The organism is Microbacterium sp. NPDC055910, from assembly GCF_042271185.1.
In the GTDB taxonomy this organism is placed as follows: domain Bacteria; phylum Actinomycetota; class Actinomycetes; order Actinomycetales; family Microbacteriaceae; genus Microbacterium.
Window position 1 is genome coordinate 1 of sequence record NZ_JBHJZS010000026.1, and the last position, 25,154, is coordinate 25,154.

Consider the following 25,154-nt stretch of genomic DNA (forward strand, 5'->3'; position numbering starts at 1 on the left):
CCGTGGGGTCCACCCGCAGTCTCGGCGCGCGGTTGCAGTCTCGCGGGTGTGGGGTTGGGGAGACACGCGAGGGGATGCCGGGGCGCGCGGCCCGCGTCGCTTACCGTGGACGCCATGGGTGGGCAGGTGCTGGGCGGCGGCGTGATCGTGTTGGTCGCGGCGCTGCTGTGGCTCGTGTACCTCTTGCCCAGCTGGCACAGCCGGCGGCAGTACGACGCGTCCGAGCGTAACGCCGTGCGCCTCAATCAGGCCCTCCGCGTGCTCGCCGAGACGAGCGAAACGCCCGAAGAGGTGCGGCTCGAACTCACCGCACGCACGGCGCTCGCGCAGCAGAAGCTCGCCCGCCGCGCGCTCGCCGAGCGCGAGCAGGTCGCCCTCGAAGAAGCGCGCATCGAACTCGAGCGTGCGCGTGACGAGCGCGCCGCCGCGCGACTCAGCCCCGAAGCCCGACGCGCCCGCGCGCGCCGCCGCGTGCGGCTGACCGCGATGACGCTCGGTGTCGCCGGGCTCGGAATCGCGGGGTGGGGCGTGTGGACGATCGTGTCCACCGGTGCGCAGCTGCTGCTGTGGGCCGGGCTCGCCGCGACCATCGTGGCCGGCCTCGTGCTGCAGCGCATGGCGCGGGTCGGCGCCCGAGCCGTCACACGCACCGCGCAGGACGCGGGTGAGCGCGTCGCCGTGCACATGCAGGACGTCGAACTCGAGCAGACCCGCCGTGAATGGGCTCCGCGCGAGCTTCCCCGGCCCCTCACCGCGTCGGCCGGTTCCCGCGCCGCCGCCGTGCTCGACGCCGAAGACGCCCGTGAGGCCCTTCGTCTGGCCGCCGTCGACGAGGCGATCCGGCGGCGTGCCGAGGCGCAGCGCCCGACGTCGATCGAGACGGCACGACCGCAGCGCGCGGCATCCGCGGACTTCTCGCGCATGGGATACGTCGACGACGCCGAGATCGAAGCGCACGTGCGCGACGTGCTCCTGCGTCGCGCATCCGGTCAGTAGCGCGTTCGATCACGACTTCTCAGCGTGATAATCTTGCTGAGGTTCACGGGCCTGTGGCGCAGTTGGTAGCGCGCTTCGTTCGCAATGAAGAGGTCAGGGGTTCGAATCCCCTCAGGTCCACCGATCGAAAAACCCCCGGTTAACCGGGGGTTTTTCTGCTTTCTCGAATCGCAGTCTCCTGCCGAATTGCTAGTCGGTGATCCAGTCCAAACGCGACGTGCGCACATAGTGTGTCGATCCGATCGCGGGGTATCGAATCGACGGGCGTCGGCCGGGTGACGTCCGCAGCCGCGCGCCACTGTGCACCGTGCACAGCACACCCGGCGCCACGCGGACATGCGGCCCAATGACGTGCAGGGGAGTGCGGCTTAGCGTTGGCGCACATCACCCGAGCCCTCTAGGGAAGGTATCCGCATGAACCGAAAGCTGCTGGCGGCCCCGGCCGTCCTCCTCGCGGGAATGATGCTCCTCGGCGGATGCGCGAACAGCGCCTCACCGGACGCAAACGGACCGGCGGACGACGACGGTCTATCGATCGCCTTCTTCAGCCCGGTCGCCACGAACACCTATACGGCAGCGAACCTGCGCGGCGTCGAGGCCGCGGCGGAGGAGCTCGGCGGAACGGTCACCATGTTCGACGCGGCATTCGATTCCACGACGCAGGTCGGCCAGATCCAGGACGCGCTCACGAAGGGCGGCTACGACATCTTCGTGATCAACCCGCTCAACCCCGCCGCGCTTGTGCCCGTCGCGACGCAGGCGATCGATCAGGGTGTCCAGGTAGTGTCTCTCATGACGACGATCGGGACCGACCTCACGACGCTGCAGTCATCCGTCGACGGCCTCATCACGGTGGGCGTCAACCTGCCGACGATGGGCACCGAGATCGGTGAGCTCATGGTCGAGGCATGCGGCGACACCGACCCCTGCAAGGTCGCGTACATGCCGGGCGATGCCGCGCAGGCCACGGATCAGCTGCGCACCGCAGCGGTCAAGGAAGCGCTGGCCAAGGCCGCCTCGGTCGAGCTCGTGTCCGAGCAGCCCGGCGGTTTCGACCAGGCCGCGGGCCTCGCGACGACCCAGAACATCCTCACGGCGAACCCTGACCTGAACGTCATCTCGGCGGCCTCAGGTCAGCCGATCGCGGGTGCCCTGCAGGCGATCGAGCAGGCGGGTCGCACGGGCGAGGTCATCGTCGTGAGCAACGGCGGCACGGAAGAGGACATCGAAGGCATCCGCGATGGGGCGGTCTTCGCGGCTCCCCTCGCCCTTCCGTTCACGGAGGGCTATGAAGGAATCATGCTCGCCGTCGCCGCGATGAACGGCGAGACGGTGGAGACAGCCGTCGATGTGCGCGAGAACTCGCCCATCGGGCCGATCGCCACCCGCGAGACGCTCGGGACCGACGCCGGTAAGTCGTTCACTGCGGAGTGGACAGCCGGATGATCCGGGGCGGCCGCGGGAGGAGAGCCCTGCTCCCGCGGCCGTGCCGCTTCTCGAGGATGAGGAACCATGTCGAACACTGATACCGCGATTGCGGACATCGTCTCTCTCACGGGCGTCACGAAGAGGTTCGGCGGTCAGGCGGCACTCGCCGACGTCGACATCGCGTTCCGCCCCGGCGAGATCCACGCGCTTGTCGGCGAGAACGGCGCCGGAAAGTCGACGCTGTGCTCGATCATCGCGGGTGCGCTCGCTCCGGACGACGGCGACATCGCGGTCGACGGGGCGCGGGTCGTGTTCAACACACCCGCCGCTGCGCTCGCCGCGGGCATCAGCCTCATCGCGCAGGAAGTCGCTCTCGTGCCCGCCCTGACCGTTCGCGAGAACGTCTTCCTCGGTCAGGAACCGCATCTCGGCGGTGTGCTGCGCGGGACGGAGCTCGACCGCCGCTACGCCGAACTCGATGATCGGATCGGCTTCGGCATCCCGCCCCGAGCGCGCGTCGGGTCTCTGCCGTTCAGCAGCCAGCAGAAGGTGGAGATCCTCCGCGCACTGGCCCGCGAATCGCGCGTCATCATCCTGGATGAGCCGACCGCCGCGCTCGGGCCGAGTGACGCCGCTCTGCTCTTCGACGCCATGCGCGACCTGCGGGCGCACGGCGCGACAATCGTCTTCATCTCGCACCACCTCGAAGAGGTGCTCGCGATATCCGACCGCGTCACGGTGCTGCGCGACGGCAGGATCGTGCGCACGGCGACGACGGCGGACGAGACACGCGAATCGCTCATCCAGTCGATGCTCGGTCGCCCGCTCACGTCGGTCTTCCCCGCCAAGCAGATCGTGATGACGGCTGCTGCACCGGCGCTGTCCGTCACGGGTCTCAGCCGTTCCGGTGTCTTCGACGACATCGATCTCGAGGTGCGTCCGGGCGAGATCGTCGGACTGGCGGGTCTTGTCGGTGCGGGCAGGTCGGAGGTCGCGCGCGCTGTCTTCGGTGCGGATCCGGTCGACAGCGGGGAGGTCGTCGTGCACGGCCGGCCGGGGCGTCCGCGCTCGCCACGCCGCGCCACGTCGCTCGGCATCGCGATGGTGCCGGAATCCCGCCGCGACCAGGGACTGGTGCTCTCGCTTCCGGTCGAAGAGAACCTCACGATGGCGACAATCGAACGCGATCAGGTCGCCGGAATCGTGCGCACCCGCAAAGTCGCTCGCGCGGCCGCCGAGATGGTCCGCAGACTCGACATCCGGCTCAAGAAGCAGGGTGTGTCGGTCGCGCGACTGTCCGGCGGCAATCAGCAGAAGGTCCTGTTCGGCAAGTGGCTCATGACCGGTCCGCGCATCCTCATCGTCGACGAGCCCACGCGCGGCGTCGACGTCGGGGCGAAGCAGGCCATCTATCAGCTGATCGTCGACCTTGCGGCATCCGGTGTCGCCGTTCTGCTCATCTCGAGCGAGATGGAGGAAGTGATCGGGCTCTCGCATCGCATCGTCGTCATGAGCCGCGGTCGCATCACCGCTCGTCTCGAAAGCGACCAGATGACCGAAGCCGCCATCATGGGCGCCGCCTTCGCCCGCGAAGAGGATTCCGCCGCATGAGCGAGGAGAAGACAATGACTGTCACACACGAACCGACGACAAGTACCAACACGGTGGCGACGCCCGCGGGGCCGCTGCACCACCTTCGCCGCTTCCTGACGCACAACGTGATCGTCGTTATCTGCGCGATCCTCTTCGTCTATATGGCGGTGTCGTCGCCCGTCTTCCTCTCGCCGATCAACATGTCGAACCTGCTCGATCAGTGGGCGACGGTGGGCATCATCGCGTGTGCCGGAACCTTCGTGCTCATCAGCCGCATGTTCGACCTGTCGGTCGGAGCGACGTTCGCCCTGTCCGGGGTGATCGCGGCGACCGTCACGAACGCGACGGAATCGGTCGGGTTCGGCTTCATCGCCGGCCTCGCCACGGGAGTGCTCGTGGGACTCGTCAACGGCATCGCCGTCGCGTTCATCAACATTAATCCCTTCATCGCGACGCTCGCCACCTCGCTCATGCTGGGTGGTGTCGCCGTGGCCGTTTCCGGAGGAGTGCTGGTGAGCGTGTCTGTTCCGGGGTTCACTGCTCTCGGGCAGGGGATGCTGCTGGGACTCACGCTCCCCGGGATCGCGCTCATCGCGGTCTTCCTCATCGCGTGGTTCGTGCTCTCGCGCACGGTTTACGGTCGACGGGTTTACGCTGTGGGCGGAGGCCCCGAGGCGGCGCGTCTGTCGGGCATCCACGTGCGCCTCGTGCACACGAGCGTGTTCGTTCTCTCGGGCCTCGCCGCGTCGATCGCCGGGGTTCTCGCCGCGAGCAAGATCGGCGCGGGGCAGGCCGATGTCGGTGCGAGCATCCCGCTCATGGTGATCGCCGTCGTCGTTGTCGGCGGCACGAGTATCTTCGGCGGTGAGGGCGCGATGTGGCGCACCGCGTTCGGCCTGATCCTCTACGCCATGATCGGCAACGGATTCGCGTTGCTCAATGTCAACACGACGATCCAGCAGATCGTGCAGGGTGCGATCCTTCTGATCGCGGTGGGCCTCGACGCCTGGTCGAGGTCACGTCGGTCCTGAATGGCGAAGGCGATGTCCCGCGGTCAGCCGCGGGGCATCACCGTCATCAGTCCGTGACGCAGGGCGTCGACGTCGCTGCCGGCGGCGAGCAGATCGACGTCGCCCATCCGTGACGTGAGCTCGGGATCGCCGCTGTAGATTCCGTTCGTGAGCCCGCGCGTGCGGGCCGCTTCCAAGACGTGCCGGATGGCGTCGACGACCGGCGCAGCCGTGGGCGACGCAGCTCGCATGGACAGACTCAGGTCGTACGGCCCGACGAAGACGCCGTCGATCCCGTCCACGTCGAGGATCGCGTCGACGTTCTCGAGGCCTTCCGCCGTCTCGATCATCGGCAGAACGAGCGGTTCCGCGATGGATGCCGCGACGAGACCGCGTCGCGCGATGCCGGTGCTGCGCGCACCCCGCGGAGGCACGCGGGTGGCGCGCACGATTGCCTCGGTCTGCGCGGCGGATTCGACGGCCGGCACGATGACCGCGTCCGCCCCGGTGTCGATGATCCGGCCGAGTGCTGCGGGGTCGTGCCCCCCGGCACGCACGGCCACCGGGATCGCATGTCGCTCGCACGCACGCACCATGTCGGCGAGATCGGCGAGGGCGATGTCGCCGTGCTGCAGATCGATGCCGATCCAGTCCGGCCGAGCAGCCGCAGCGATCTCGAGTCCGAATGGGCGCAGCATCGTGACCCACAGACCGATGCGCGCCGGCCCGGCATGAGCCGGATCGACGCGCATCGACGAAGGCTGTGTCACAGCTGGCGTGCCTTGGCGGGCGGCGCCATGTACGTGCGGCGACTCGGCGTCAGTCCCATGCGGACCGAGCTCTCCAGCCACGTGATCGCCGCGCCCGTGGGGTCGACGACGGGCGCGGCGAGTCCGCGTGCGGCCAGGCGTCGCTCGAGCTCGTCGGCGACGCCGAGCATGCCGGTGCAGCCGAGGATGATGACATCCGCCGCGTCGCTCTCGATGACGGCCGCCGCCTGCTCTTCGAGGCGGTCGACGAGCAGGCTGTTGTCCTCCTCGAGTCCCAGAACGGGGATGTCGACGACGCGGATCGCGCCGATGCGGTTGTCGACGCCGTAGCGACGCGCGATCCCTCGGAGCATCGGGAGCACGTTGGGCAGCACCGTGACGATGCCGATGCGCTCGCCGAGGCTCATGGCGGTGAGGACAGCGGGTTCGAATCCGCCCACGACCGGCGCGTCGATGATCTCGCGTGCGGCGTGGACCCCGGGATCTCCGAAACAGGTGATGAAGACTCCGTCGACGCCGTCCGTCACGCACTCTTCGATGCGGTCCAGGATGCCGGGAGCCGAGAGCGCCTCGTCGTACTCGGACTCGATGCTCGCGGTGCCACGTTCGAGGGCGACGACCGAGATCGTCGTCGTCGGAAGCGCCCACGCTTCCGCCTCGGTGCGGACGTGGTCGAGGAGGGACTCTCCGATGACGGGGAGGATGACGCGCAGGTGCATGATTGCTCCTTCATTGGGTGGCGGACACTGTCGTGCTCAGAACCTATGCCGCGCTCGGCGCGCAGAGGATGGGCCGTATGCACACCGCGCGCGAACAGCTGTGCGGCGTGCACCCGCTCAGTCACGCCTCCGGGAGCGGAGTGGCCGGACTGCTGTGCACCGCACGTACCGCCATCTGCAGCGCGAGCCGCAGGCTGGAGTCGTCGAGGTCGACGCCCAGCCGCTCCCTCAGCTGCTGTAGGCGCGCTGTCACCGTGTTCCTGTGCACGTTGAGCGCTTGCGCCGTGAACACGACGGATCCGCCGTTCTGCAGATAAGCCGTGAGGGTTGCGAGCAGGTGGCTGCTCGCGGGATCGCTGATCGGGGCGAGCGCGGATTCCGCAAAGGCGCGCGTCACGTCCGATTGCTGAAGCGTCGCCAGCAGCTGCGCCACACCCAGTTCGTCGGAATGATCTACGGATGGACGGAAGTCCCGGCTGCGCGCGAGGTACGCCGCGTTGCGGGCCTCGCCGAGGGTCTCTCGCAGCCCCACCGCACCGTGATGAGTGCGGCCGACCCCGGCGACGAGACCCCAGTCCCGAGGGAGCGATGCGAGAGCGAGCCGCAGGGCGCGGACGACGCCCCGGCCTTGATCGATCGACGGCTCCGACGGCTCCGACTTCCACAGGGCCCACCCGCCGGCGTGATCCGCGATCCCGCTCGTCACGATGCCCTGCTCGGCGAGTTCGCGGCGCAGGGCGGCGGCGATCGTGTCGCGATCCGACGGGGCGCGCGGGTCGTCGGCGACGACGTAGATCCCGGTGTGCCAGTCCTGCAGTCGCCAGCCGACGCTCGCCGCCTTCTCGATGACTTCGCGACCGGGATCGTCGGCTTCGTGCAGCACCGAGCTCAGCAGATGCGCGAGGAACACGGCATCGCGGTCGAGTCGTGCGGCCTCACCGACGAGCCAAGCGCGCACATACGGCTCGACGAGCGTGAGGATGTCGGTGACGACGCCCTTGCGGACGTCGTCGGTGCCCCGCACATCGGCGATGATCCACGCGCTGGAGTGCGTCATGTCCGGCAGCACGACGGGCTGGGCGACAGCGGTCTCGGTGCGCTGCGCGACAGCCAGGTCGAAACGGATCGCTGGAGCATCCACTGTGCCGGAATCGCCCGCGATGAGGCTGCCATCGGACGTGAGTAGGACGACGACGGCTTCGCACAGCGTGGTTGCGCGGGCCGCGATGGTGGCTGGATCGTGCGCGCCGGCGAGCACCGCGGGCGCGCGGAGTGCCGACTGTGCGCGCGCGATGTGAGGTGTGCGAAGACGGATGGCGAGCTCCACCGTGAGCGCGAACGGGTCCGCACGGGTGATCCACAGGATAGGAATGCCCAAGCGGTCGGCGAGCCGCACACCGGATAGCAACGGCTGTCCCTGTGCGGAGACGACGAGGATCGCGGCTGCGCCGAGGTGATCCGCGCGGCGCACGAGAGCATCGATCCGATACGCGGGTGTCACGTCCGCTTCATCGCACACGAGTACCGCGTGCGAGGCGCTGTCGGGCGCGCGCAGTTCGCGGGTCGCCGCATACGGGCGGACGTCATCCACGGACCGCATGACGCCGCTCTCTCCCGCGACGACCGTGGTGCCAGCGAGCAGGGGATCGGCGACCAGTTCCGCGATGGTTGTCATCGGCGAGTCTCCTCGAAATGGATACCGTAAGCTCCAGGGCCGACGAGATCTGCGGTTGTGTCGCCCCACTCGTGCAGAGCAGGCAGGCTCATCAGAAGCACGGTGTTGCCCGTTCGCAGCTCGTGTGAAAGGAGCGGGCGGAACGTCGTGTGATCGATCGCGATGATGACATTGGGAGCGGCCGCCACGGCGACGCCGTCTGACGAGACGAGGACATACTCCTCGAGATAGTCCAGGCGCAGGATCGACCCGTCAGTGACGTCGTGCAGGGACGCGCTGCCGATGTCCGGACCGTTACGGGCGATGACTTCGTCAATACGCGCCCGCCCGATCGGGTGGGCGCCGATGGCTAGCGCGATGGCATCGAGGTCGCCGCTGCGATCCGTGGCGATGTGCTCTCGGTAGCGACGCCCGTACGATCGAGCGGCCGTCACCGAGCCGCTGATCCCATCTGCCGACAGCTGGGAGGCGGTGACCGGGTACATCGCGACGGCAGCCAGTCCTCCCATCGCTGCGATGCCGCTAAGAAGAAGCCGCTGCCGGGCAGCGGGGGTCCGTCCCTCGTACACGGCGACGTCGCCGGACGGCGAGGTCAGCACGAGCGGGTCAGGGCGATGCCCGGCACGGGCGAGAGTCGTCTGCTCGATGAAGGGGAAGGCACGGCCCATGATGTCGCCGTCGATAAGGGGCAGGTCCATCGTGATCGCACTGATAGGGGCCAGGAGCGCGTTCAGGCCGCCGATCTCGATCACGCCGATAGCCGCGACACGGCGCTGGAGGCGGCGCTCCATCATTCGAACCGCCGCGGCGACGTCGCGGGGGTCGATCAGGCGCTCAGCGAACACATCCGGTGAACCGGCGATGCCCACGTGGACGATGAGATCGTCGGGTGCGAGGTCTTTCGCGGCGACGACCGTCAGTCCGCGCCCGTCGTGAGCGGCGGCGGCGAGGGTGCTCGTCAGCAGGAGTTCAGCGGTCGCCACCTCGCCCCCGCCGCCGGAAGCGAGCAATTGCGCTCCGGCGGCGAGGTCGGCGGCATCGGCAGGGCCGAAGGCGTCACTGGTCACGAGCCCATGATCCCAGGCACGAGGCGTCGCGTCAGATGGGCTGGTACGCGTGCGAGTAGCCGAAGTACTCGGGGCCTGCCAGAGCCAGGCCCTCGGGAGAGCGCCAGCGGGGATCGCACGGCGACGCGATGACGCTCACCCGCAGTCCGTAGCGGAGCCTCTCGGTCGTCACGGCCTCGCCGCTCTCGGTGTCCAGGATGGAGATCAGGTCCGGCACGCTCGCGAGCACTTCGTCGCCGCGTCGCGCCACGAGGTTCTCATTCTGGAAATCGACCTCGAGCGTCGTGTCGGCGTCAGTGCCCGTGCCTTCCACGCGAGCCAGACCTCGGTTGAATCCTCCGACGGTCGTCCGCTCGACGTCCGTCAGCTTGCCGCGGAAGAGCAGTCGTCCATTGAGGGAATCGACGGCGGCGAGAACCGGATCGACGTGCGACTCGCGGGCTTCGCGCACAGCACGGCCGATCTCCTCGCAGAGCGTGAGAGTGTCGCGCACCATGTGGTCTTTGAGCTGTCGTCCCGTGAGCACGTAGAGGCTCATCCCGCCGCTGCATCCCATGTCGGTGACGACCGAACGAGCTAGCCGTTCCGCCCACGCGTTGTCGATCGTGTCGAAGGCGACGGCGTTCCCACGTTCGTCTGCCATGGCCATGGGGCTGGCGGTGATGCCGCCCAGCGTCGGCAGCAGCATCTGCAGCTCGGGGTAGGCGCGTCCCATCCCGTCGGCGTCGACGAGGGGAATCCCGAGCTCGGCGGCGGCGACGAACGGGATCATCGAGTTCAGACCGCCGGCTTCGAGCGAGACGGTGTGGGTCGCGGGCCGGCCGATCACTCCTTCGATCGCGCGGAGCGACGTGACCATCTCAGAGCCCGAGGGCATCTTCTCGAGCATGACTGTGGGCGCGCCCATGAACGCGGTTGGGACGATCGTCGCGTCGTCATCGACCTCGTCGACGGACAGCAGCGTGACGGGACCATGTTTCTTGATCGCCTGCTCGGCGAGCAGCATCCCGACGTACGGGTCGCCACCACCGCCCGTCCCGAGGATCGCGGCGCCACGCGCCATATCGGCCAGATTGTCGACGTTGATCTCACGCATTGCCCGCACCTCCGAGGGTCAGTGTTCCGACTGCCTTGACGCGGATGCGCGCCGCATTGCCCGGCAGGTAGGCCAACGGCACCTCTTCGACGTCGACGACGCGAACGCTCGACGGGTCGGCTCCGGCGGCCACCGCGCGGTCGACGGCCTCTTGGCGTGCGTCGTCGAGAACGCCCTGGCGAGTCGCCGACGTGACGCTGAAGACGCGATCGACTTCGCCGCCGATCTCGGCGATCGCCGCGCCGATCGCGTTCGCGACGGCGTAGTGCTCGGGGCGGTGGACCGCGGAAGCCGCGGGCATCGCATCCGGCACGAGGAAGCTGCCACCGCCAACGGCGACGACGGGCACGGCGGCCGACGACACCTTCATGCGGTCGACGACATCGTTGACGTCTCGCGCGATGCGGTCGAGCGTCGCCGCGACGAGCGCACGATCGAGGCCGCTCACCTGGGCGCTGTCGCCGAACGCGACGGTGCCGTGCGCCACCGCGATGTCCGACGCCGTGAGGCGCGTGCCGCCGAACACGAGCGCTTCGCTCGTGAGCCGGTGCCCCACGCTCTGCGGGCCGACGCGGACTCCGTCGTGGTCGTCCAGGACGAGCGATCCGCCACCGATTCCGACCGACAGGACATCGGGCATGCGGAAGTTCGTCTGGACGCCCGCCACTGCGACGTCGGTCGTCGCTTCGCGCGGGAAGCCGTTCTGCAGCATCCCGACGTCGGTCGTTGTGCCACCGACGTCCACGACGACGCAGTCCTGCACGTCGGAGAGGAAGGCAGCGCCGCGCATCGAGTTCGTCGGTCCCGACGCGAACGTTGCGACGGGGTACCGGCGGGCGTAGTCGATATCCATGAGCGTGCCATCGTTCTGGCTCAGGAACACGGACGCCGTGATCCCCGCTTCATCGACGGTGCGACGCAGACCCGTCGTGACCTGCTCGGCGAGTTCGCGAAGCGAGGCGTTGATGATGGTGGCGTTCTCGCGGCCGAGGATGCCCATGCGCCCGATCTCGTGCGACAGGCTGACGGCGGCATCCGGAAGCTGCTCGCCGATGATCTGCGCGGCGCGCTGTTCGAACTCGGCGTTGACGGGCGAGAACACCGACGAGATGGCGAACGACCGGATTCCGGCGGTATGTGCATCGTCGAGCGCGCGCATGAACTCATCTTCGTCGAACGGCGACAGTTCGGACCCGTCGTACTCGTGGCCGCCGTGGCAGAGATAGCTGCGTCCCTGCAGTGCCGCGATGAGACGGTCGGGCCAGCCGATGAGCGGCGGCAGCGAACTGGTCGCCGGCAGCGCGAACCGGATTGCGGCGGTCGGTGCGAGGCGATCCGCCTCGATGAGGGCGTTGATGAAGTGCGTTGTGCCGATCATGACGCCCGCGATGGCGCCGGGGTCGACCTTGGTCTCGCGTTCGATGCCCGCGAACGCCTGCACGATGCCGGTTGTGACGTCGGCGCTCGTGGACGCCTTCGCGGCGCCGAGCACACGGGTGCCGTCGATGAGCACGGCGTCGGTGTTCGTCCCGCCGACATCGATTCCTAGCCTCAGCACGGGGTCTCCTTCCCAGCGCCGCACGGGAGGTGCAGCGACAGTGAGAGAGTAGATCGCGGTGCCGCGAGAGGAAGTGGGCGATCTGCCCAACAGCCTTGTCCCGTGCGGGCGTCATGCCCGGCCGTGCTCAACGCCGCAGTTGCGACACCAGGCCGTGCCGCGGGCTGAAGATCCAGACGAGGCCGAAGACGGCGCCCTGCACGAGCACGACGAGGCCGCCGGATGCGGCATCCATCCAGTAGCTCAGGTAGATGCCGATGACGGCGCTTGCCGCGGAGAGCAGGGGCGCGAGCAGCAGCATCCGGCTGAAGCGGTCGGTGAGCAGGTAGGCCGTCGCGCCGGGGATGATGAGCATCGCCACGACGAGGATGACGCCGACGACCTGGAGAGCGACGACCGAGGTGAGGGCGATCAGGCCGAGCAGCAATGCGCCGAGCAATCGCGGGTTCAGTCCGATCGCGAAGGCGTGCGTCGCGTCGAAGGCGTAGAGCGTCAGGTCGCGGCGCTTGACGAGCAGGATCGCCAGTGCGACGGCGGCGAGGATGCCGATCTGGGCCAGATCGGCGGCGCTCACGCCGAGGATGTTGCCGAAGATGATGTGGTTGAGATCGGTCTGGCTGGGGGTGACCGAGATGAGCACGAGCCCCAGCGCGAAGAGCGTCGTGAAGACGATGCCGATCGCGGCATCCTCTTTCACCCGCGTCGTGCCGCGGATCGCACCGATGAGTCCCACCGCCAGAAAACCGAAGACGAGCGCACCGATCGCGAACGGCGCGCCGACGACATAGGCGATCACGACCCCCGGCAGCACCGCGTGCGACACGGCGTCGCCCATGAGCGACCAGCCGACGAGCACGAGCCAGCACGACAGCAGCCCGCACACGACCGCGGCGATGACCGTCGTGACGAGCGCGCGCACCATGAAGTCGTACTGCAACGGCTCGAGCAGGATGTCGATCACGGCTGCTCCTCGTCTCGGACATCCGCGCCGAACGCCAGCGCCAGGTTCTCCGGGGTCAGCACGTCGGCGACGGGTCCGTGCGCGAGCACACGTCGCTGCAGCAGGACCGCGTCATCGGCCAGCCGCGCCAGCCCCGCGAGGTCGTGCGTCGACACCAGCACGGTGCGCCCCTCGCGCGCGAGATCGGTGAGCAGTCGCACGATGAGGGCCTCGGAGCGTCGGTCCACGCCGGCGAACGGCTCATCGAGCAGCAGGATGCCGGCATCCTGAGCGATCCCGCGTGCGACGAACGCGCGCTTGCGCTGCCCACCCGACAGGCGCCCGATCTGCCGATCCGCGAGGTCGGTGAGCTCGACCCGCGCGAGAGCCGCCTCGACGGCGGCGCGATCCGCCCGGCGCGGCCGGCGGGTGAGGCCCATGTTGCGATACCGGCCCATCAGGACCACGTCGCGCACCGAGATCGGGAAGGCCGGGTCGATGTCCTCGGTCTGCGGTACGTACCCGAGAGCACCGCGGCGCCGGGCGACGGCCGGATCGGCATCGTCCAGGAGCACGCGCCCCCGGTCGGGGTGCAGCATCCCCATGATCGTCTTGAAGAGGGTGGACTTGCCCGATCCGTTGGTTCCGATGAGGCCCGTCACGTGCCCCGGCTCGATCTCGAGCGAGACATCGTCGAGGGCGAGGACGTCGCCGTAGCGCACCGAGACGCCCTGCACGTCGATCGTCATGACCGCCGGCCCGTGAGTCCGTCGATGATCATGCGGGTGTCGTGGCGCAGCAGGTCGAGGTAGGTGGGCACGGGGCCGTCGGGTTCGGACAGCGAGTCGACATAGAGGGTTCCGCCGAACGCGGCGTCGGTCGCCTCGACGACGCGCTGCATCGGCGCATCCGACACGGTCGACTCGCAGAAGACGGCGGGCACGTCGTTGTCGCGGACGAACTCGATCGTCGCGGCGATCTGCTGCGGCGTCGCCTGCTGCTCGGCGTTGACGGGCCAGATGTACTGCTCGGTGAGTCCCGCGTCGCGCGCGAGGTACGAGAACGCGCCCTCGCACGTGACGAGCGCGCGGTGCTCTTCGGGAAGGCCGCCCAGCGTGTCGACGAGCTCGTCGTGCACCGCCTGCAGCTCGGCCTTGTACGCCTCGGCGTTCGCCGCGAACTCGTCGGCGTGCTCGGGGTCGAGCTCGGCGAACGCCGGAACGATCGCGTCGACGTAGATCTGCGCGTTGAGCGGACTCATCCACGCGTGCGGGTTCGGCGTGCCGGTATAGGCGTCGTCGGTGATGTCGATGACGTCGACGAACTCGCTCACGACGACGTGGGGGACCTCGGCGGATTCCACGAACCGAGCGAACCAGGCCTCGAGGTTCAAGCCGTTGTCGAGGATGAGGTCGGCCTCGGATGCCTTCGCGACATCGCGCGGGGTCGGCTCGTAGCCGTGCACCTCGGCGCCCGGCTTCGTGATCGACTCGACGCGGATGTGGTCGCCGGCGACGTTCTGCGCGATGTCGGCGAGCACGGTGAACGTCGTGAGGGCGACGGGCCGGTCATCGGTCAGGTCGACCGTGGAGGTGCAGCCGGTGAGGACCCCGAGCGCGGCGATCGTCGCGATCCACGACGCGCGGCGAGTTTTCGGCATACCGAAAACCTAGAACTTCGGCGCACCGAAAACAACTCTGGGGCGGGGGCGGGGTGCGGGCCCGTGCCGCCCCGGGCCGGGCCTCCGCGCCGACTCGGTGCGCGCGCCCGCGCCGCTCGCGCCGCTCACGTCGACTTGCGCCTTGTGTCGGGGCGCGACGGCGTGTCGCCGACACAAGGCGCAAGCGAAGTACGGGGGAGCGGGCGCGGGGGCAGCGCGCACTTGAGGCCTCGCGCGGTGAGCGGTCGATTCCGTCGACCTGCCGCCGCCCCCCGGCGCCGACTTGCGCCTTATGTCGGCGCGCGACGGCGTGTCGCCGACACAGGGCGAAAGTCGGCTGCGGCGGGGGAGGGTCAGTGCACGTCGGCGGCCACGCGGCCGGCGGCGAGCCGTTCGGCGGCGAGGGCCTCGGCGGCGGCGAGGGGCGTGATGCCGCGGCTCTCGGCCTCGTCGAAGATGCGGCGGACGCTGTCGCCGATCGCGGAGACGCGGTCCATGATCTCGGCGCGCGTGCCCACCTGCTTGGCCTCGAGGTCGAGGTAGATGACACCGCCGGCGTTCACGACGAAGTCGGGGGCATAGAGGATGCCGCGCGCGGCGAGCCGGTCGGCGCCTTCGCGGCGCGCGAGCGGGTTGTTGGCGGGGCCGCACACGGCCTTCGTGTCGAGCGCGTCGATGACCTCGTCGGTGAGGAGGCCGCCGATGCCGGCCGGCACGAAGACGTCCGATGCGACGTGGTGCTCTTCGCCCGGGGCCATCCACTGCGCACCGAGCTCGCCCGCGAGGTTCTGCTTGGCGGGGTTCACGTCGGTGACGGTGAGCACCGCGCCCTCGGCGGCCAGACGCACCGCCAGACGGCTGCCGACCTGGCCGAGGCCCGAGATCGTGATCCTGCGGCCCGAGACATCCGCACTGCCCGTGACGCGCTCGAGCGTCGCCCGCAGCGACTCGTACACACCGAGGCTCGTGGGGCCGGCCGGCTCACCCGAGCCGCCGCCCGCCTCGGGCAGACCGACGACGTGGGCCGTGCGCTCGCTGACGACGAGCATGTCCTCGGTCGTCGACCCGACGTCCTCGGCCGTGCGATAGAGGCCCTGCATCGTCTCGACGGCGTCGCCGAGGTCGAGGAAGGCCGCACGGCGACGCTCCGCGTCGAGCACGACGCCTTCGGGAAGCGCGATGACCGACTTGCCGCCGCCCGAGTCCAGACCGGCCGCGGCGTTCTTGAGCGTCATCGCAGCGGAGAGGCGCAGCGCGTCGCCGAGCGCGTCGCTCCAGTGCGGGTAGGTCCACAGGCGCGCGCCGCCCAGCGCCGAGCCGAGCACGGACGAGTGCAGCGCGACGGCGATGAAAAGACCGCTGCGTCGCCCCGTGGTCACCTCCACGCGCTCGTGCGTGAAATCGGGCAGGGGCAGGGTGTGCGTCATCGCGTTCTTCTTTCGGCGGGCCTTGTGGGCAGTGCGCTGGTGATCGCCGCAGCTTTGCGGCATCCGCGACCATTGCACCACCGATGTGCGGATCGTTCAACCGAGCCGCGCCGAGTTCAGCACATCGACAAGCGCGGCGCGCGGCGCGCCCGCGCGGAGTGGGCAGTGTGCGAGCGGCGGGGCCTAGGCTGGGGTGGTGACCGAGCACCTGCATCCCCGAAGTCGACTCGTCCACGAGGCCCTGCGCGCGGCCGGCATCGACGGCGAGATCGTCGTTCTGCCCGACGCCGCCTCGACCGCTCCGCTGGCCGCCGCCGCCCTGGGCGTCGAGGTGGGCGCGATCGCCAACAGCCTCGTGTTCTGGTCGGACGAAGAGCCCCTGCTCGTCATGACGAGCGGCGCCCACCGCGTCGACACGGCCGCGCTCGCCGAGCGGCTCGGCCGCGAGAGCATCGTGCGGGCGACGGCTCAGCAGGTGAGGGATGCCACCGGTCAGGCGATCGGCGGCGTCGCGCCGACGGGGCATCCGGCGCCCCTCACGACCGTCGTCGACGAGGATCTCGCCGCGTTCCCCGAGATCTGGGCCGCGGGCGGCACGCCGCACACCGTCTTCCCGCTGACGTACGACGAGCTTGTCGCGCTCACGGGCGGGCGCGTCGCGAAGGTCGACTGAGGACGGCGTCCACGTCTCAGGATGGACTGGGCTTTTTGCCGGTGTCAGGCCGGTGACGCCCATTCATCCTGAGTACGCGACACCTCACCGCGGAACGGTCACCGGAAAGCGCAGCGTCGCGGCGACGGGGGAGCCGTCGACGAGGTCGCGTCGCCGCACGGCGCGAACGCGCCCTCCGCTGTGCAGCACGCGGGCGGCGATCTCGTCGACGAGCGGCGTGGCGTCTGCTTCCCGCTCGACCTGGCCGAACTCGTCGATCGTGCCGGTCGCGTCGGCCTCGCGGTCGAACCGCAGTTCATCGATCGCGGCCTCGGCCGCCGCCGCGGCGACCTCGACGAGGCGGCTCGTGGCGAGGCCCTGCGCGCGCAGCGTGCCGAACCGCTCCTTCCACGCGCTCGTCGCGCGGGCCTGAGCGTCCTCGACGATGCTCCGCGCGGCATCGGCGAGCGCCCGGTCGTCGAGCGACCCGGGGTGAGCGTCGATACCGTCATCGGTGAGGCCGGCCTGCGTGCTGACGGCGCGGTACGCCGGGGCGAGATCGGACGACGCCGCGAGCACGAAGCACGCGCCGTCGGGCACGATGCGCGCCACTTCGTCCTGCACGACGCGGCAGTACCGCTCATGCTCGATGCGGTCGCCCTTCGCGCCCTGTGCGCGCCGCATGTCGAACCGACCGTCGTTCTCGGCCTGCTCGAGCACCGATTCGTGGTCGTCGGGCAGGGACAGGGGCTGTTCGACCACGCGGCCGTCGGCGCCGATGCGCGTCAGGCGGGCCAGGCCTTCCGCGAGCTGCAGCACGTACACGTCGTCATCGTCGGTCGCCGCACGCAGCAGCGGCGCCGCCTGGAACCGGTCGGCCACCGCGACGATGTCGCGCACGTGCGAGGGCAGCCGATAGGCGGCGGTGCGTCCGGGCGAGGCGAGCACGACGAGGCCGTCGGACTGCGTGCCCCAGAACTCGTCGTCGGTGAGCAGCCCTCGCAGCGTCTCGAGCACGGCGTTGCGCGTACCGGCCGCGACCTCGCGCTCGTGCATCCGCCGTTCCGCCTCATCGATCGCGTCGCGCAGGGCGATCCGGATCCGCTCATGATCGCGCGGACTCGGCGACGACGCGAGTGCGATCGTGACGCACACCTCGTCGCGGTGGTCCATGAGAGCGAGGAGTCCGGTCTGGTCTGGGGTCTCTTCGGGCGTCATACTCCGACGGTAGACACGGCCGCCGGTCCCGCCCAGGGGCTTGCATGCCGTGCAGGCTCGCGCTAACCGACGCGGCCGATGCGGCGCTCGAGCTCTCGCGCCGCGTTGGCCGCGAGGGCCGGGTCGGGCGCGGCGGCATCGGCCGGCCAGGTGACGGCGATCGCGGCGGCCGGCCATCCGCCGTGGTCGCGCACGACGACCCCGATCGACCGCAGGCCGAGTGTGACCTCGCCGTTCTCCGTCGCCCAGCCGCGCTCGCGGGCTTCGCGCAGCACGTCGCGCAGTTCGCCCGGCCGGCGCGGACCCCGACCCGTGCGATCGGCGAAGGCCGCGGCATCCGGATACAGCGCTCGCACCTGTTCGCGTGGGAGCGCCGCGAGCATCGCGCGCCCCGTCGCGGTGAGGTGGGCGGGAAGGCGCACGCCGACGTCGGTCACGAGCGCCGGGCGGCGCGGCGCGCGCTCTTCGACGATGTAGAGCACGTCGCGCCCGTGCATGACGGCGAGGTGCGCGCTCTCGTGCGCGCGATCCACGAGGTCGGCCAGGACGGGGCGCCCCACGCGGGCGAGCGGCTCCTGGCGCGCATAGCCGCCGGCGAGCTCGAACGCCGCGATCCCGAGACCCCAGCGTCGCTCTTCGGGCAGGTGCACGACGAACGCGTGCTCCTGCAGCGTCGCGAGCAGGTGGTAGACGGTCGATCGCGGCAGATCGAGCGCCGTCGCGATCGTCGCGGCGGGAACCGGACCGCGCTGCTTCGTGAGGTGCGCGAGGATCCGCAGCGTCTGGTCGGCGGCCGGGACTTGGGGCCGCGCGCGCGGAGGCTCCGGGCGGCGCGCCGGCAGTGCGCGCGGGGAGGAGTTGTCTGGCATCTCAGACACAGGATGCCAGAGCCGGGCGCCGCGCACCATGCCGAGCGTGTGGAATCGAGCCATGACCACTCCTGCCCTCGCCGTCGTCGTCGGTGCCGCGCCCCTGCAGCCCGAGGACGTCGTCGCCGTCGCACGGCACGGTGCGCCCGTCGAACTCGATCCCGACGCGATGCGGCGGGTCGCGGCATCCCGTGCTCTCGTCGAGGGACTCGCCGACGACCCCGAGCCGCACTACGGCGTGTCGACCGGATTCGGCGCGCTCGCGACGACCTTCATCGCGCCCGAGCGGCGTCGTCAGTTGCAGCTGAGTCTCATCCGCTCGCACGCCGCGGGAACCGGCGACGAGGTCGAGACCGAGGTCGTGCGCGCCCTGCAGCTGCTGCGTCTGCAGACCCTCGCGAGTGGACGCACGGGTGTGCGGCCCGTCGTCGTCGAGACCTACGCCGCCATGCTGAACGCCGGGATCACGCCCGTCGTGCGGGAGTACGGTTCGCTCGGCTGCTCGGGAGACCTCGCGCCCCTCTCGCACGTCGCCCTCGCGGCGATCGGCGAGGGCGAGGTGCGCGTCGACGGCGAGATCGCTCCCGCCGGCGCCGCGCTCGCCGCGGCGGGCATCGCGCCGCTGGAGCTGCAGGAGAAAGAGGGACTGGCCCTCATCAACGGCACCGACGGCATGCTCGGGATGCTGCTGCTCGCGCTGCACGACATCCGGATGCTGCTGGACACGGCCGACGTCGCCGCTGCCGCCTCGATCGAGTCGCAGCTGGGCACCGACGCCGTCTTCGCCGCCGACCTGATGGCGCTGCGTCCGCAGCACGGGCAGGCGGAATCCGCCGCTCGGCTGCGCCGCTTCCTGCGCGATTCCCCGATCGTCGCATCGCACAAGGACCCCGCGCAGTGCACGCGCGTGCAGGACGCCTACTCGCTGCGCTGCTCGCCGCAGGTGCACGGCGCCGCGCGCGATACGGCCGATCACGCGGCACTCGTCGCGTCGCGGGAGCTCGCCTCTGCCGTGGACAACCCCGTCGTGACCCTCGACGGTCGGCTCGAATCGAACGGCAACTTCCACGGCGCGCCGGTCGGGTACGTGCTCGATTTCCTCGCGATCGCCGTCGCCGACGTCGCCTCGATCTCGGAGCGCCGCACCGACCGCGCCCTCGATCCGGCCCGCAGCCAGGGGCTCCCGCCGTTCCTCGCCGACGAGGTCGGCGTCGATTCGGGGCTCATGATCGCGCAGTACGCCGCGGCGGGGATCGTCTCCGAGCTGAAGCGCCTCGCCGTGCCGGCATCCGTCGACTCGATCCCCTCGTCGGCGATGCAGGAGGACCACGTCTCGATGGGGTGGGCTGCCGCGCGCAAGCTGCGCCGGGCCGTCGACGGGCTCGCGCGGGTGCTGGCGATCGAGGTCATCACGGCGACGCGGGCGCTGGACCTGCGGGCACCGCTGCAGCCCGGGCCCGCGACCGGCGCGGTCCGCCGTCTCCTCCGCGAGGCGGGCATCGACGGCCCCGGACCCGACCGCTTCCTCTCGCCGGACATCGAGACCGCGGCCGCCCTCGTCATCTCCGGCGCCGTCGCCGCGGCGGCATCCGGATCCCCGCACCCAGAACAGGATGCTTCGGCGTCCTGAGCCAGAACACCTGTTCTCGACCGAACCGACCGAGGAGCACGCCATGACCACCCCTGAAGCACGCACCGTCCGCGCCGCGCGCGGCGCCGAGCGCACCGCCAAGAGCTGGGGCGCCGAAGCCGCCAAGCGCATGCTCATGAACAACCTCGATCCCGAGGTCGCCGAGCACCCCGAAGACCTCGTCGTCTACGGCGGCACGGGCAAGGCCGCGCGCTCGTGGGAGGCGTACGACGCGATCGTGCGCACTCTCGACGAGCTCGAGTCCGACGAGACGCTGCTCGTGCAGTCCGGCAAGCCCGTCGGGGTCTTCCGCACGCACGAGTGGGCGCCGCGTGTGCTCATCGCCAACTCGAACCTCGTGGGGGACTGGGCGACGTGGCCCGAGTTCCGCAAGCTCGAAGAGCTCGGCCTCACGATGTACGGGCAGATGACGGCGGGGTCGTGGATCTATATCGGCACGCAGGGCATCCTGCAGGGCACGTACGAGACGTTCGCCGCCGTCGCGCGCTCGCTGGGTCGCGATGACCTGACCGGAACGCTCACGCTGACGGGCGGATGCGGCGGCATGGGCGGCGCGCAGCCGCTCGCTGTCACCCTCAACGGCGGTGCCGTGCTCATCGTCGACGTCGACGAGTCGCGCCTCGCGCGCCGCGTCGAGCACGGCTACCTCGACGAGTACACGACCGACCTCGACGCGGCGGTGGAGCGCGTCCTCGCCGCTCGCGAGGCGGGCGAAGCGCGGTCGGTCGGTGTCGTCGGCAACGCGGCCGAAGTGTTCCCCGAGCTGCTGAGCCGTGGCATCCCGATCGATATCGTGACCGATCAGACGAGCGCCCACGATCCGCTCGCCTACCTTCCCGTCGGTACCGCGTTCGAGGACTGGCGTGCCGCGGCCGAACGCGACCCCGACGGCTTCACCGAGCGCGCGCGGGAGTCGATGGCGGCGCAGGTCGCGGCGATGGTGGGCTTCCAGGATGCCGGAGCCGAGGTGTTCGACTACGGCAACTCCCTCCGGGCCGAGGCGAAGCTCGGCGGGTTCGAGAACGCGTTCGCGTTCCCCGGATTCGTGCCGGCATACATCCGTCCGCAGTTCGCCGAGGGTCGCGGGCCGTTCCGGTGGGTCGCGCTCTCGGGCGATCCCGAGGACATCCGCAAGACCGATGAGGCCGTCAAGGCGCTCTTCCCGGACAACGCCGGGCTCGTGCGCTGGCTCGAGAAGGCCGGCGACGCCGTGCACTTCGAGGGGCTGCCCGCGCGCATCTGCTGGCTCGGCTACCAGGAGCGGCACCTCGCGGGGCTGAAGTTCAACGAGATGGTCGCCTCGGGGGAACTGTCCGCGCCGATCGTGATCGGCCGCGACCACCTCGACTCGGGTTCGGTCGCCTCGCCCTACCGTGAGACCGAGGCGATGGCCGACGGCTCCGACGCGATCGCGGACTGGCCGCTGCTCAACGCCCTGCTCAACACGGCGTCGGGTGCGTCGTGGGTGTCGATCCACCACGGCGGCGGCGTCGGCATCGGCCGTTCGATCCACGCGGGGCAGGTCACGGTCGCCGACGGCACGCCGCTCGCCGCCGAGAAGCTCGCCCGCGTGCTCGTGAACGACCCCGGCACGGGCGTCATGCGCCACGTCGACGCGGGGTACGATCGGGCCGCCGAGGTCGCCCGGGAGCGCGGCCTGAACGTGCCGATGCTGTGATGCCGGCGGACTCTGAAGGAAAGCGGATGCCGTGACCACGACCCTCATCACGAACATCGGCGAGCTCACGACCAACGTCGCCTCCGACGGCGACCAGTACGGCACGATGCACGACGCCGCCGTCCTGATCGAGGACGGCCGCATCGCCTGGGTCGGCTCCGCCGCCGACGCTCCGCGCTTGGACGACGGTGCCCGGGGCGGCGCCGGCTCCGGCTCCGGCCCCGCGGCCGGGCGCGGCCCCGACCCCGCCGCCGGGCGCGGCCCCGACTCCGCGGCCGGGCGCGGCCCCGACTCCGCGGTCGGGCGCCCCGCGTCCGACGCCCCACCCGCGGCATCCATCGACCGCGAGACTGCAACCGGCGGCCGAGACCGTGGGTATTACCCGCAGTCTCGCCCTCCCGCTGCAGTCTCGCGGTCAACGGTGGATGCCGGGGGGCGCGCGGTCATCCCGGGGTTCGTCGACTCCCACACGCACCTCGTCTTCGGCGGAGACCGGGCCGACGAGTTCGAGGCCCGCATGACCGGCGTGCCGTATGCCGCGGGCGGCATACGGCGGACCGTGGCCGCCACCCGCGCCGCGACGGACGACGAGCTGCGTGCCCGTCTCGCCGGCTTCGCCGACGAGCTGCACGCCCAGGGCACGACGACGTTCGAGGTCAAGACGGGCTACGGCCTGTCGGTGCACGACGAGGAGCGACTCGCCCGAATCGCGGCCGAAGTGACCGACGAAGTCACGTTCCTCGGCGCGCACGTCGTGCCCGCCGAGTTCGCCGACGACCGCGACGCCTACGTCGACCTCGTGTGCGGCGAGATGCTCGACGCGTGTGCGCCGCACGCCCGCTGGATCGACGCCTTCTGCGAGCGCGGCGCCTTCACCCCCGAAGAGTCCGAGCGGATCCTGCGGGCGGGCATCGCACGAGGCCTTCAGGCGCGCGTGCACGGGAATCAGCTCGGCCACGGCGACGGTGTGCTCGTCGCGGTGGCTTCAGGCGCAGCATCCGTCGATCACTGCACGTACCTCTCCGATGCCGACGTCGCCGCGCTGGCGGCATCCGAGACCGTCGCGACCCTGCTTCCGGGCGTGGAGTTCTCGACCCGGCAGCCGTACCCCGACGCGCGGCGGCTCATCGACGCCGGCGTCACGGTCGCCCTCGCGAGCGACTGCAACCCGGGGTCGTGCTTCACGAGCTCGATGCCGCTCATGATCGCGCTCGCCGTGCGCGAGATGGGCATGTCGCCGGCCGAGGCCGTCTGGGCGGCGACGGCGGGCGGAGCCCGGGCACTGCGCCGCGACGACATCGGCGTGATCGCCCCCGGCCTGCGGGCCGACCTCGCGCTGCTCGACGCCCCGACGCGCGTGCACCTGGCCTACCGACCGGGCGTTCCGCTCATCGACGCGGTGTGGAAGGACGGCGCCCTACTCTGAGCGCGGCGTGCTCCACGTCCACTCTTCGGGGTCGACGCTCGTCGCGACGTCCCAGTCGCCGACATCCCATCGGAAGGTCGCAACGGCGCACGTCGGCATGTGTCCGATCCCGCCGCCGGACAGCTCGCCCGCGAGCACGCTCATGCCCGGGTCGTGCGCGACGACCACGACCGACCGGGCCCCCGATTCGGCCGCGGCACGCAAAAGCAGCGACGCCGGGGCTCCGTAGAGCCGCTCCTGCTGCTGCACCGGCACGCCCAGCGCGCCGCTGAAGAAGTCCGCCGTCGTGACGGCGCGCAGCGCGGTGCTCGACAGGAGCGCGTCGACCCGCAGCCCCGTCGCCGCGAGGCGCTCGGCCATCCGCGGGGCATCGCGCAGTCCGCGCGCGTTGAGCGGACGATCGTGATCGTCCAGGGCCGGATCGCCCCAATCGGACTTGGCGTGCCGCACGAGCACGAGCCGGGTCACGACGCCGCTCCCGCGAGCCCGGCGAGCATCTCGAGCACGCACAGCGCCGCGAGCCGCACCGTGCGCCCGTCCGCGGCATCGGCCGTCGCGTCGACCTCGACGATGTCGGCTGACCGCACGCGCGGATCGGTCGAGATGCCGCGCACGAGCGCGCGCAGCTCCCACGCGGCGAGCCCGCCCGGCAGCGACGCGGGACACCCCGGCGCCACCGAGCGGTCGCACACGTCGACGTCGATATCGAGATGGATGCCGCCACCCCCGGCCCCCGCGACCTCGAGCGCGTGGGCCGTGACCTCGGCGATCCCGCGGCGGCGCAGGTCGTCGAGCGTCACGACGGTGATCCCGAGGTCGGCGGCGCGGCGGGCGTAGGCGAAGGAGTTCGCGAAGTCGGCGATGCCGAGCTGCACGATGCGGCGCGGGTCGAATCCGGCCTCGATCAGCCGGCGCACGGGGGACCCGTTGGACACACCGTCGCGCAGGTCGAAATGGGCGTCGAGGGTGATGAGGCCCGAGGCGCCGGCGCCGCGGGCGACGGCGTACGTGATGGAGTTGTCGCCGCCGACGGCGATGACCCGTCGAGACTGTGCCGCGAGCGCCCGCACGCGCTCCTCGGTGCGCTGCTCGCCGGCGGGTCCGTCGGGGTCGTCGACGTCTCCTCCGTCGACGACGTGCAGGGCGCCCAGATCGACCGGGGGCGGTCCCATCACGGCCGGGCTGAACCGCTGCAGCGAATCCCGCACGGCGGCGGGGGTCGCGTGGGCGCCGGTCGGGGACAGCGACGTCGCGTGTGCGGGGACGCCGAGGATCGCAGCATCCGTCGTCTCGTCTCCGGCGGGCGGCCAATCGCCCGCGCGAGGCCAGAGGGGATCGTGAGAGAGAGCCATCACTCTCACGCTACTGCAGTCAGTTCGCGACGTAGACCCACGCCGAGCGGCCGCTGGCGAGCACGACCGCGACGCGCCGGTACAGCGACGCCTCGTACTCGTCGCACGCGTCGAGCTCCGATTCGGTCAGCCACATCGTGCGCCCCACGACCTTGTCGAGCGGATCACCGGTCGGCCGCAGCATCGGCTGCCGTCGACGCTGCGATGCATCCTCGACCCGTCGGTCCTGAACCTCGACGTAGTCGAGCCGGTACCCCGGCAGGACATCGGGCTCGTCCTCGAGATGCCTGCCGACGGTGTCGAGCTGCACGTCGGGGCGCTGCAGCGTGCCGTAGGAGAAGAGGAGCTGGTCGGCGTCCACGGCATCAG

At 70.6% G+C, this 25,154-nt stretch carries 23 protein-coding genes and 1 tRNA gene; 9 read left to right on the forward strand and 15 right to left on the reverse strand.

Features of this window, described 5'->3' with window-relative positions; all coding sequences use genetic code 11:
* Positions 1-114: 114 nt before the first annotated feature.
* From ACFC3F_RS11080 to ACFC3F_RS11100, 5 genes are all read left to right on the forward strand, one after another.
* Positions 115-996 (forward strand): large exoprotein, encoded by an 882-nt coding sequence (locus ACFC3F_RS11080; RefSeq protein WP_376129370.1) that lies wholly within the window; start codon positions 115-117, stop codon positions 994-996.
* Between the two features lie 47 nt (positions 997-1,043).
* Positions 1,044-1,116, forward strand: a tRNA-Ala gene (locus ACFC3F_RS11085).
* Between the two features lie 294 nt (positions 1,117-1,410).
* A complete protein-coding gene (locus ACFC3F_RS11090) occupies positions 1,411-2,442 on the forward strand; it encodes a sugar ABC transporter substrate-binding protein (protein ID WP_376129372.1) in 1,032 nt (343 codons plus the stop codon).
* A gap of 66 nt (positions 2,443-2,508) precedes the next feature.
* The gene (locus tag ACFC3F_RS11095) at positions 2,509-4,035 is read left to right on the forward strand and encodes a sugar ABC transporter ATP-binding protein (protein ID WP_376129374.1); all 1,527 of its coding nucleotides are present in this window, start codon (positions 2,509-2,511) and stop codon (positions 4,033-4,035) included.
* Positions 4,036-4,049: 14 nt separating this feature from the next.
* On the forward strand, positions 4,050-5,048 hold the full coding sequence (locus tag ACFC3F_RS11100) for an ABC transporter permease (RefSeq protein ID WP_376129375.1): 999 nt from the start codon (positions 4,050-4,052) through the stop codon (positions 5,046-5,048).
* Positions 5,049-5,071: 23 nt separating this feature from the next.
* Here the strand turns inward: ACFC3F_RS11100 and ACFC3F_RS11105 are convergent, their stop codons facing one another.
* The 10 genes from ACFC3F_RS11105 to ACFC3F_RS11150 all read right to left on the reverse strand — a co-directional run bounded on the left by ACFC3F_RS11105 (position 5,072) and on the right by ACFC3F_RS11150 (position 15,939).
* Positions 5,072-5,779, reverse strand: coding sequence for an HpcH/HpaI aldolase/citrate lyase family protein (locus tag ACFC3F_RS11105; RefSeq protein WP_376129376.1), 708 nt, complete (start codon positions 5,777-5,779; stop codon positions 5,072-5,074).
* A 14-nt stretch (positions 5,780-5,793) separates the two neighbouring features.
* A complete protein-coding gene (locus ACFC3F_RS11110) occupies positions 5,794-6,516 on the reverse strand; it encodes an aspartate/glutamate racemase family protein (RefSeq protein ID WP_376129378.1) in 723 nt (240 codons plus the stop codon).
* 121 nt (positions 6,517-6,637) lie between these two features.
* A complete protein-coding gene (locus ACFC3F_RS11115; RefSeq protein ID WP_376129380.1) occupies positions 6,638-8,191 on the reverse strand; it encodes a PucR family transcriptional regulator in 1,554 nt (517 codons plus the stop codon).
* Positions 8,188-9,258, reverse strand: coding sequence for a DUF917 family protein (locus ACFC3F_RS11120; protein WP_376129382.1), 1,071 nt, complete (start codon positions 9,256-9,258; stop codon positions 8,188-8,190). The genes ACFC3F_RS11115 and ACFC3F_RS11120 overlap by 4 nt, the downstream gene beginning before the upstream one ends.
* A gap of 31 nt (positions 9,259-9,289) precedes the next feature.
* A complete protein-coding gene (locus ACFC3F_RS11125) occupies positions 9,290-10,354 on the reverse strand; it encodes a DUF917 domain-containing protein (protein WP_376129384.1) in 1,065 nt (354 codons plus the stop codon).
* Positions 10,347-11,909 (reverse strand): hydantoinase/oxoprolinase N-terminal domain-containing protein, encoded by a 1,563-nt coding sequence (locus tag ACFC3F_RS11130; protein WP_376129444.1) that lies wholly within the window; start codon positions 11,907-11,909, stop codon positions 10,347-10,349. Before ACFC3F_RS11130 ends, ACFC3F_RS11125 begins: the two co-directional genes overlap by 8 nt.
* Positions 11,910-12,039: 130 nt before the next feature.
* Positions 12,040-12,834, reverse strand: a complete 795-nt coding sequence (locus tag ACFC3F_RS11135; protein WP_376129446.1) for a metal ABC transporter permease — start codon at positions 12,832-12,834, stop codon at positions 12,040-12,042.
* 35 nt (positions 12,835-12,869) lie between these two features.
* Positions 12,870-13,601 (reverse strand): metal ABC transporter ATP-binding protein, encoded by a 732-nt coding sequence (locus ACFC3F_RS11140; protein WP_376129385.1) that lies wholly within the window; start codon positions 13,599-13,601, stop codon positions 12,870-12,872.
* A complete protein-coding gene (locus ACFC3F_RS11145) occupies positions 13,598-14,512 on the reverse strand; it encodes a metal ABC transporter substrate-binding protein (protein WP_376129387.1) in 915 nt (304 codons plus the stop codon). Before ACFC3F_RS11145 ends, ACFC3F_RS11140 begins: the two co-directional genes overlap by 4 nt.
* Before the next feature lie 353 nt (positions 14,513-14,865).
* Positions 14,866-15,939 (reverse strand): Glu/Leu/Phe/Val dehydrogenase dimerization domain-containing protein, encoded by a 1,074-nt coding sequence (locus ACFC3F_RS11150; protein ID WP_376129388.1) that lies wholly within the window; start codon positions 15,937-15,939, stop codon positions 14,866-14,868.
* A gap of 196 nt (positions 15,940-16,135) precedes the next feature.
* Between ACFC3F_RS11150 and ACFC3F_RS11155 the strand changes: the two genes are divergently transcribed.
* On the forward strand, positions 16,136-16,612 hold the full coding sequence (locus tag ACFC3F_RS11155; RefSeq protein ID WP_376129390.1) for a YbaK/EbsC family protein: 477 nt from the start codon (positions 16,136-16,138) through the stop codon (positions 16,610-16,612).
* An 84-nt stretch (positions 16,613-16,696) separates the two neighbouring features.
* Here the strand turns inward: ACFC3F_RS11155 and ACFC3F_RS11160 are convergent, their stop codons facing one another.
* Together ACFC3F_RS11160 and ACFC3F_RS11165 are read right to left on the reverse strand one after the other, a co-directional pair.
* Positions 16,697-17,809 carry a hypothetical protein gene (locus ACFC3F_RS11160; RefSeq protein WP_376129392.1) on the reverse strand — a complete coding sequence of 371 codons (1,113 nt, stop codon included), beginning with the start codon at positions 17,807-17,809 and terminating at the stop codon, positions 16,697-16,699.
* Positions 17,810-17,871: 62 nt separating this feature from the next.
* The gene (locus ACFC3F_RS11165) at positions 17,872-18,741 is read right to left on the reverse strand and encodes an IclR family transcriptional regulator (protein ID WP_376129393.1); all 870 of its coding nucleotides are present in this window, start codon (positions 18,739-18,741) and stop codon (positions 17,872-17,874) included.
* Between ACFC3F_RS11165 and hutH the strand changes: the two genes are divergently transcribed.
* From hutH to hutI, 3 genes are read left to right on the forward strand one after another with little or no spacing between them, the layout of a single operon-like run.
* A complete protein-coding gene (hutH, locus tag ACFC3F_RS11170) occupies positions 18,740-20,308 on the forward strand; it encodes a histidine ammonia-lyase (RefSeq protein ID WP_376129394.1) in 1,569 nt (522 codons plus the stop codon). The two genes, ACFC3F_RS11165 and hutH, sit on opposite strands and share 2 nt — an antisense overlap.
* Before the next feature lie 43 nt (positions 20,309-20,351).
* Positions 20,352-22,007: a urocanate hydratase gene (gene hutU / locus ACFC3F_RS11175; RefSeq protein WP_376129396.1), complete on the forward strand. Its 1,656-nt coding sequence runs from the start codon at positions 20,352-20,354 to the stop codon at positions 22,005-22,007.
* 31 nt (positions 22,008-22,038) lie between these two features.
* Positions 22,039-23,433: an imidazolonepropionase gene (hutI, locus tag ACFC3F_RS11180; RefSeq protein ID WP_376129397.1), complete on the forward strand. Its 1,395-nt coding sequence runs from the start codon at positions 22,039-22,041 to the stop codon at positions 23,431-23,433.
* Here hutI and ACFC3F_RS11185 read toward each other — a convergent pair.
* Genes ACFC3F_RS11185 through ACFC3F_RS11195 form a run of 3 tightly spaced genes read right to left on the reverse strand, consistent with a single transcriptional unit; the run spans position 23,425 to position 25,146 of the window.
* Positions 23,425-23,901 carry a histidine phosphatase family protein gene (locus ACFC3F_RS11185; protein ID WP_376129398.1) on the reverse strand — a complete coding sequence of 159 codons (477 nt, stop codon included), beginning with the start codon at positions 23,899-23,901 and terminating at the stop codon, positions 23,425-23,427. The genes hutI and ACFC3F_RS11185 overlap by 9 nt on opposite strands.
* Positions 23,898-24,785, reverse strand: coding sequence for an arginase family protein (locus ACFC3F_RS11190; protein WP_376129400.1), 888 nt, complete (start codon positions 24,783-24,785; stop codon positions 23,898-23,900). Before ACFC3F_RS11190 ends, ACFC3F_RS11185 begins: the two co-directional genes overlap by 4 nt.
* 19 nt (positions 24,786-24,804) lie before the next feature.
* On the reverse strand, positions 24,805-25,146 hold the full coding sequence (locus ACFC3F_RS11195) for a gamma-glutamylcyclotransferase family protein (protein ID WP_376129401.1): 342 nt from the start codon (positions 25,144-25,146) through the stop codon (positions 24,805-24,807).
* Between the last annotated feature and the right edge of the window lie 8 nt (positions 25,147-25,154).

What these genes read in the sequence shown, in the direction of transcription:
- ACFC3F_RS11080 (WP_376129370.1), top strand. Translation starts at nt 115, where the DNA reads ATGGGTGGGCAGGTGCTGGGCGGCGGCGTGATCGTGTTGGTCGCGGCG.
- ACFC3F_RS11090 (WP_376129372.1), top strand. Translation starts at nt 1,411, where the DNA reads ATGAACCGAAAGCTGCTGGCGGCCCCGGCCGTCCTCCTCGCGGGAATG.
- ACFC3F_RS11095 (WP_376129374.1), top strand. Translation starts at nt 2,509, where the DNA reads ATGTCGAACACTGATACCGCGATTGCGGACATCGTCTCTCTCACGGGC.
- ACFC3F_RS11100 (WP_376129375.1), top strand. Translation starts at nt 4,050, where the DNA reads ATGACTGTCACACACGAACCGACGACAAGTACCAACACGGTGGCGACG.
- ACFC3F_RS11105 (WP_376129376.1), bottom strand. Translation starts at nt 5,779, where the DNA reads ATGCGCGTCGATCCGGCTCATGCCGGGCCGGCGCGCATCGGTCTGTGG.
- ACFC3F_RS11110 (WP_376129378.1), bottom strand. Translation starts at nt 6,516, where the DNA reads ATGCACCTGCGCGTCATCCTCCCCGTCATCGGAGAGTCCCTCCTCGAC.
- ACFC3F_RS11115 (WP_376129380.1), bottom strand. Translation starts at nt 8,191, where the DNA reads ATGACAACCATCGCGGAACTGGTCGCCGATCCCCTGCTCGCTGGCACC.
- ACFC3F_RS11125 (WP_376129384.1), bottom strand. Translation starts at nt 10,354, where the DNA reads ATGCGTGAGATCAACGTCGACAATCTGGCCGATATGGCGCGTGGCGCC.
- ACFC3F_RS11135 (WP_376129446.1), bottom strand. Translation starts at nt 12,834, where the DNA reads ATGGTGCGCGCGCTCGTCACGACGGTCATCGCCGCGGTCGTGTGCGGG.
- ACFC3F_RS11140 (WP_376129385.1), bottom strand. Translation starts at nt 13,601, where the DNA reads ATGACGATCGACGTGCAGGGCGTCTCGGTGCGCTACGGCGACGTCCTC.
- ACFC3F_RS11145 (WP_376129387.1), bottom strand. Translation starts at nt 14,512, where the DNA reads ATGCCGAAAACTCGCCGCGCGTCGTGGATCGCGACGATCGCCGCGCTC.
- ACFC3F_RS11150 (WP_376129388.1), bottom strand. Translation starts at nt 15,939, where the DNA reads ATGACGCACACCCTGCCCCTGCCCGATTTCACGCACGAGCGCGTGGAG.
- ACFC3F_RS11160 (WP_376129392.1), bottom strand. Translation starts at nt 17,809, where the DNA reads ATGACGCCCGAAGAGACCCCAGACCAGACCGGACTCCTCGCTCTCATG.
- hutH (WP_376129394.1), top strand. Translation starts at nt 18,740, where the DNA reads ATGACCACTCCTGCCCTCGCCGTCGTCGTCGGTGCCGCGCCCCTGCAG.
- ACFC3F_RS11165 (WP_376129393.1), bottom strand. Translation starts at nt 18,741, where the DNA reads ATGGCTCGATTCCACACGCTCGGCATGGTGCGCGGCGCCCGGCTCTGG.
- hutU (WP_376129396.1), top strand. Translation starts at nt 20,352, where the DNA reads ATGACCACCCCTGAAGCACGCACCGTCCGCGCCGCGCGCGGCGCCGAG.
- ACFC3F_RS11190 (WP_376129400.1), bottom strand. Translation starts at nt 24,785, where the DNA reads ATGGCTCTCTCTCACGATCCCCTCTGGCCTCGCGCGGGCGATTGGCCG.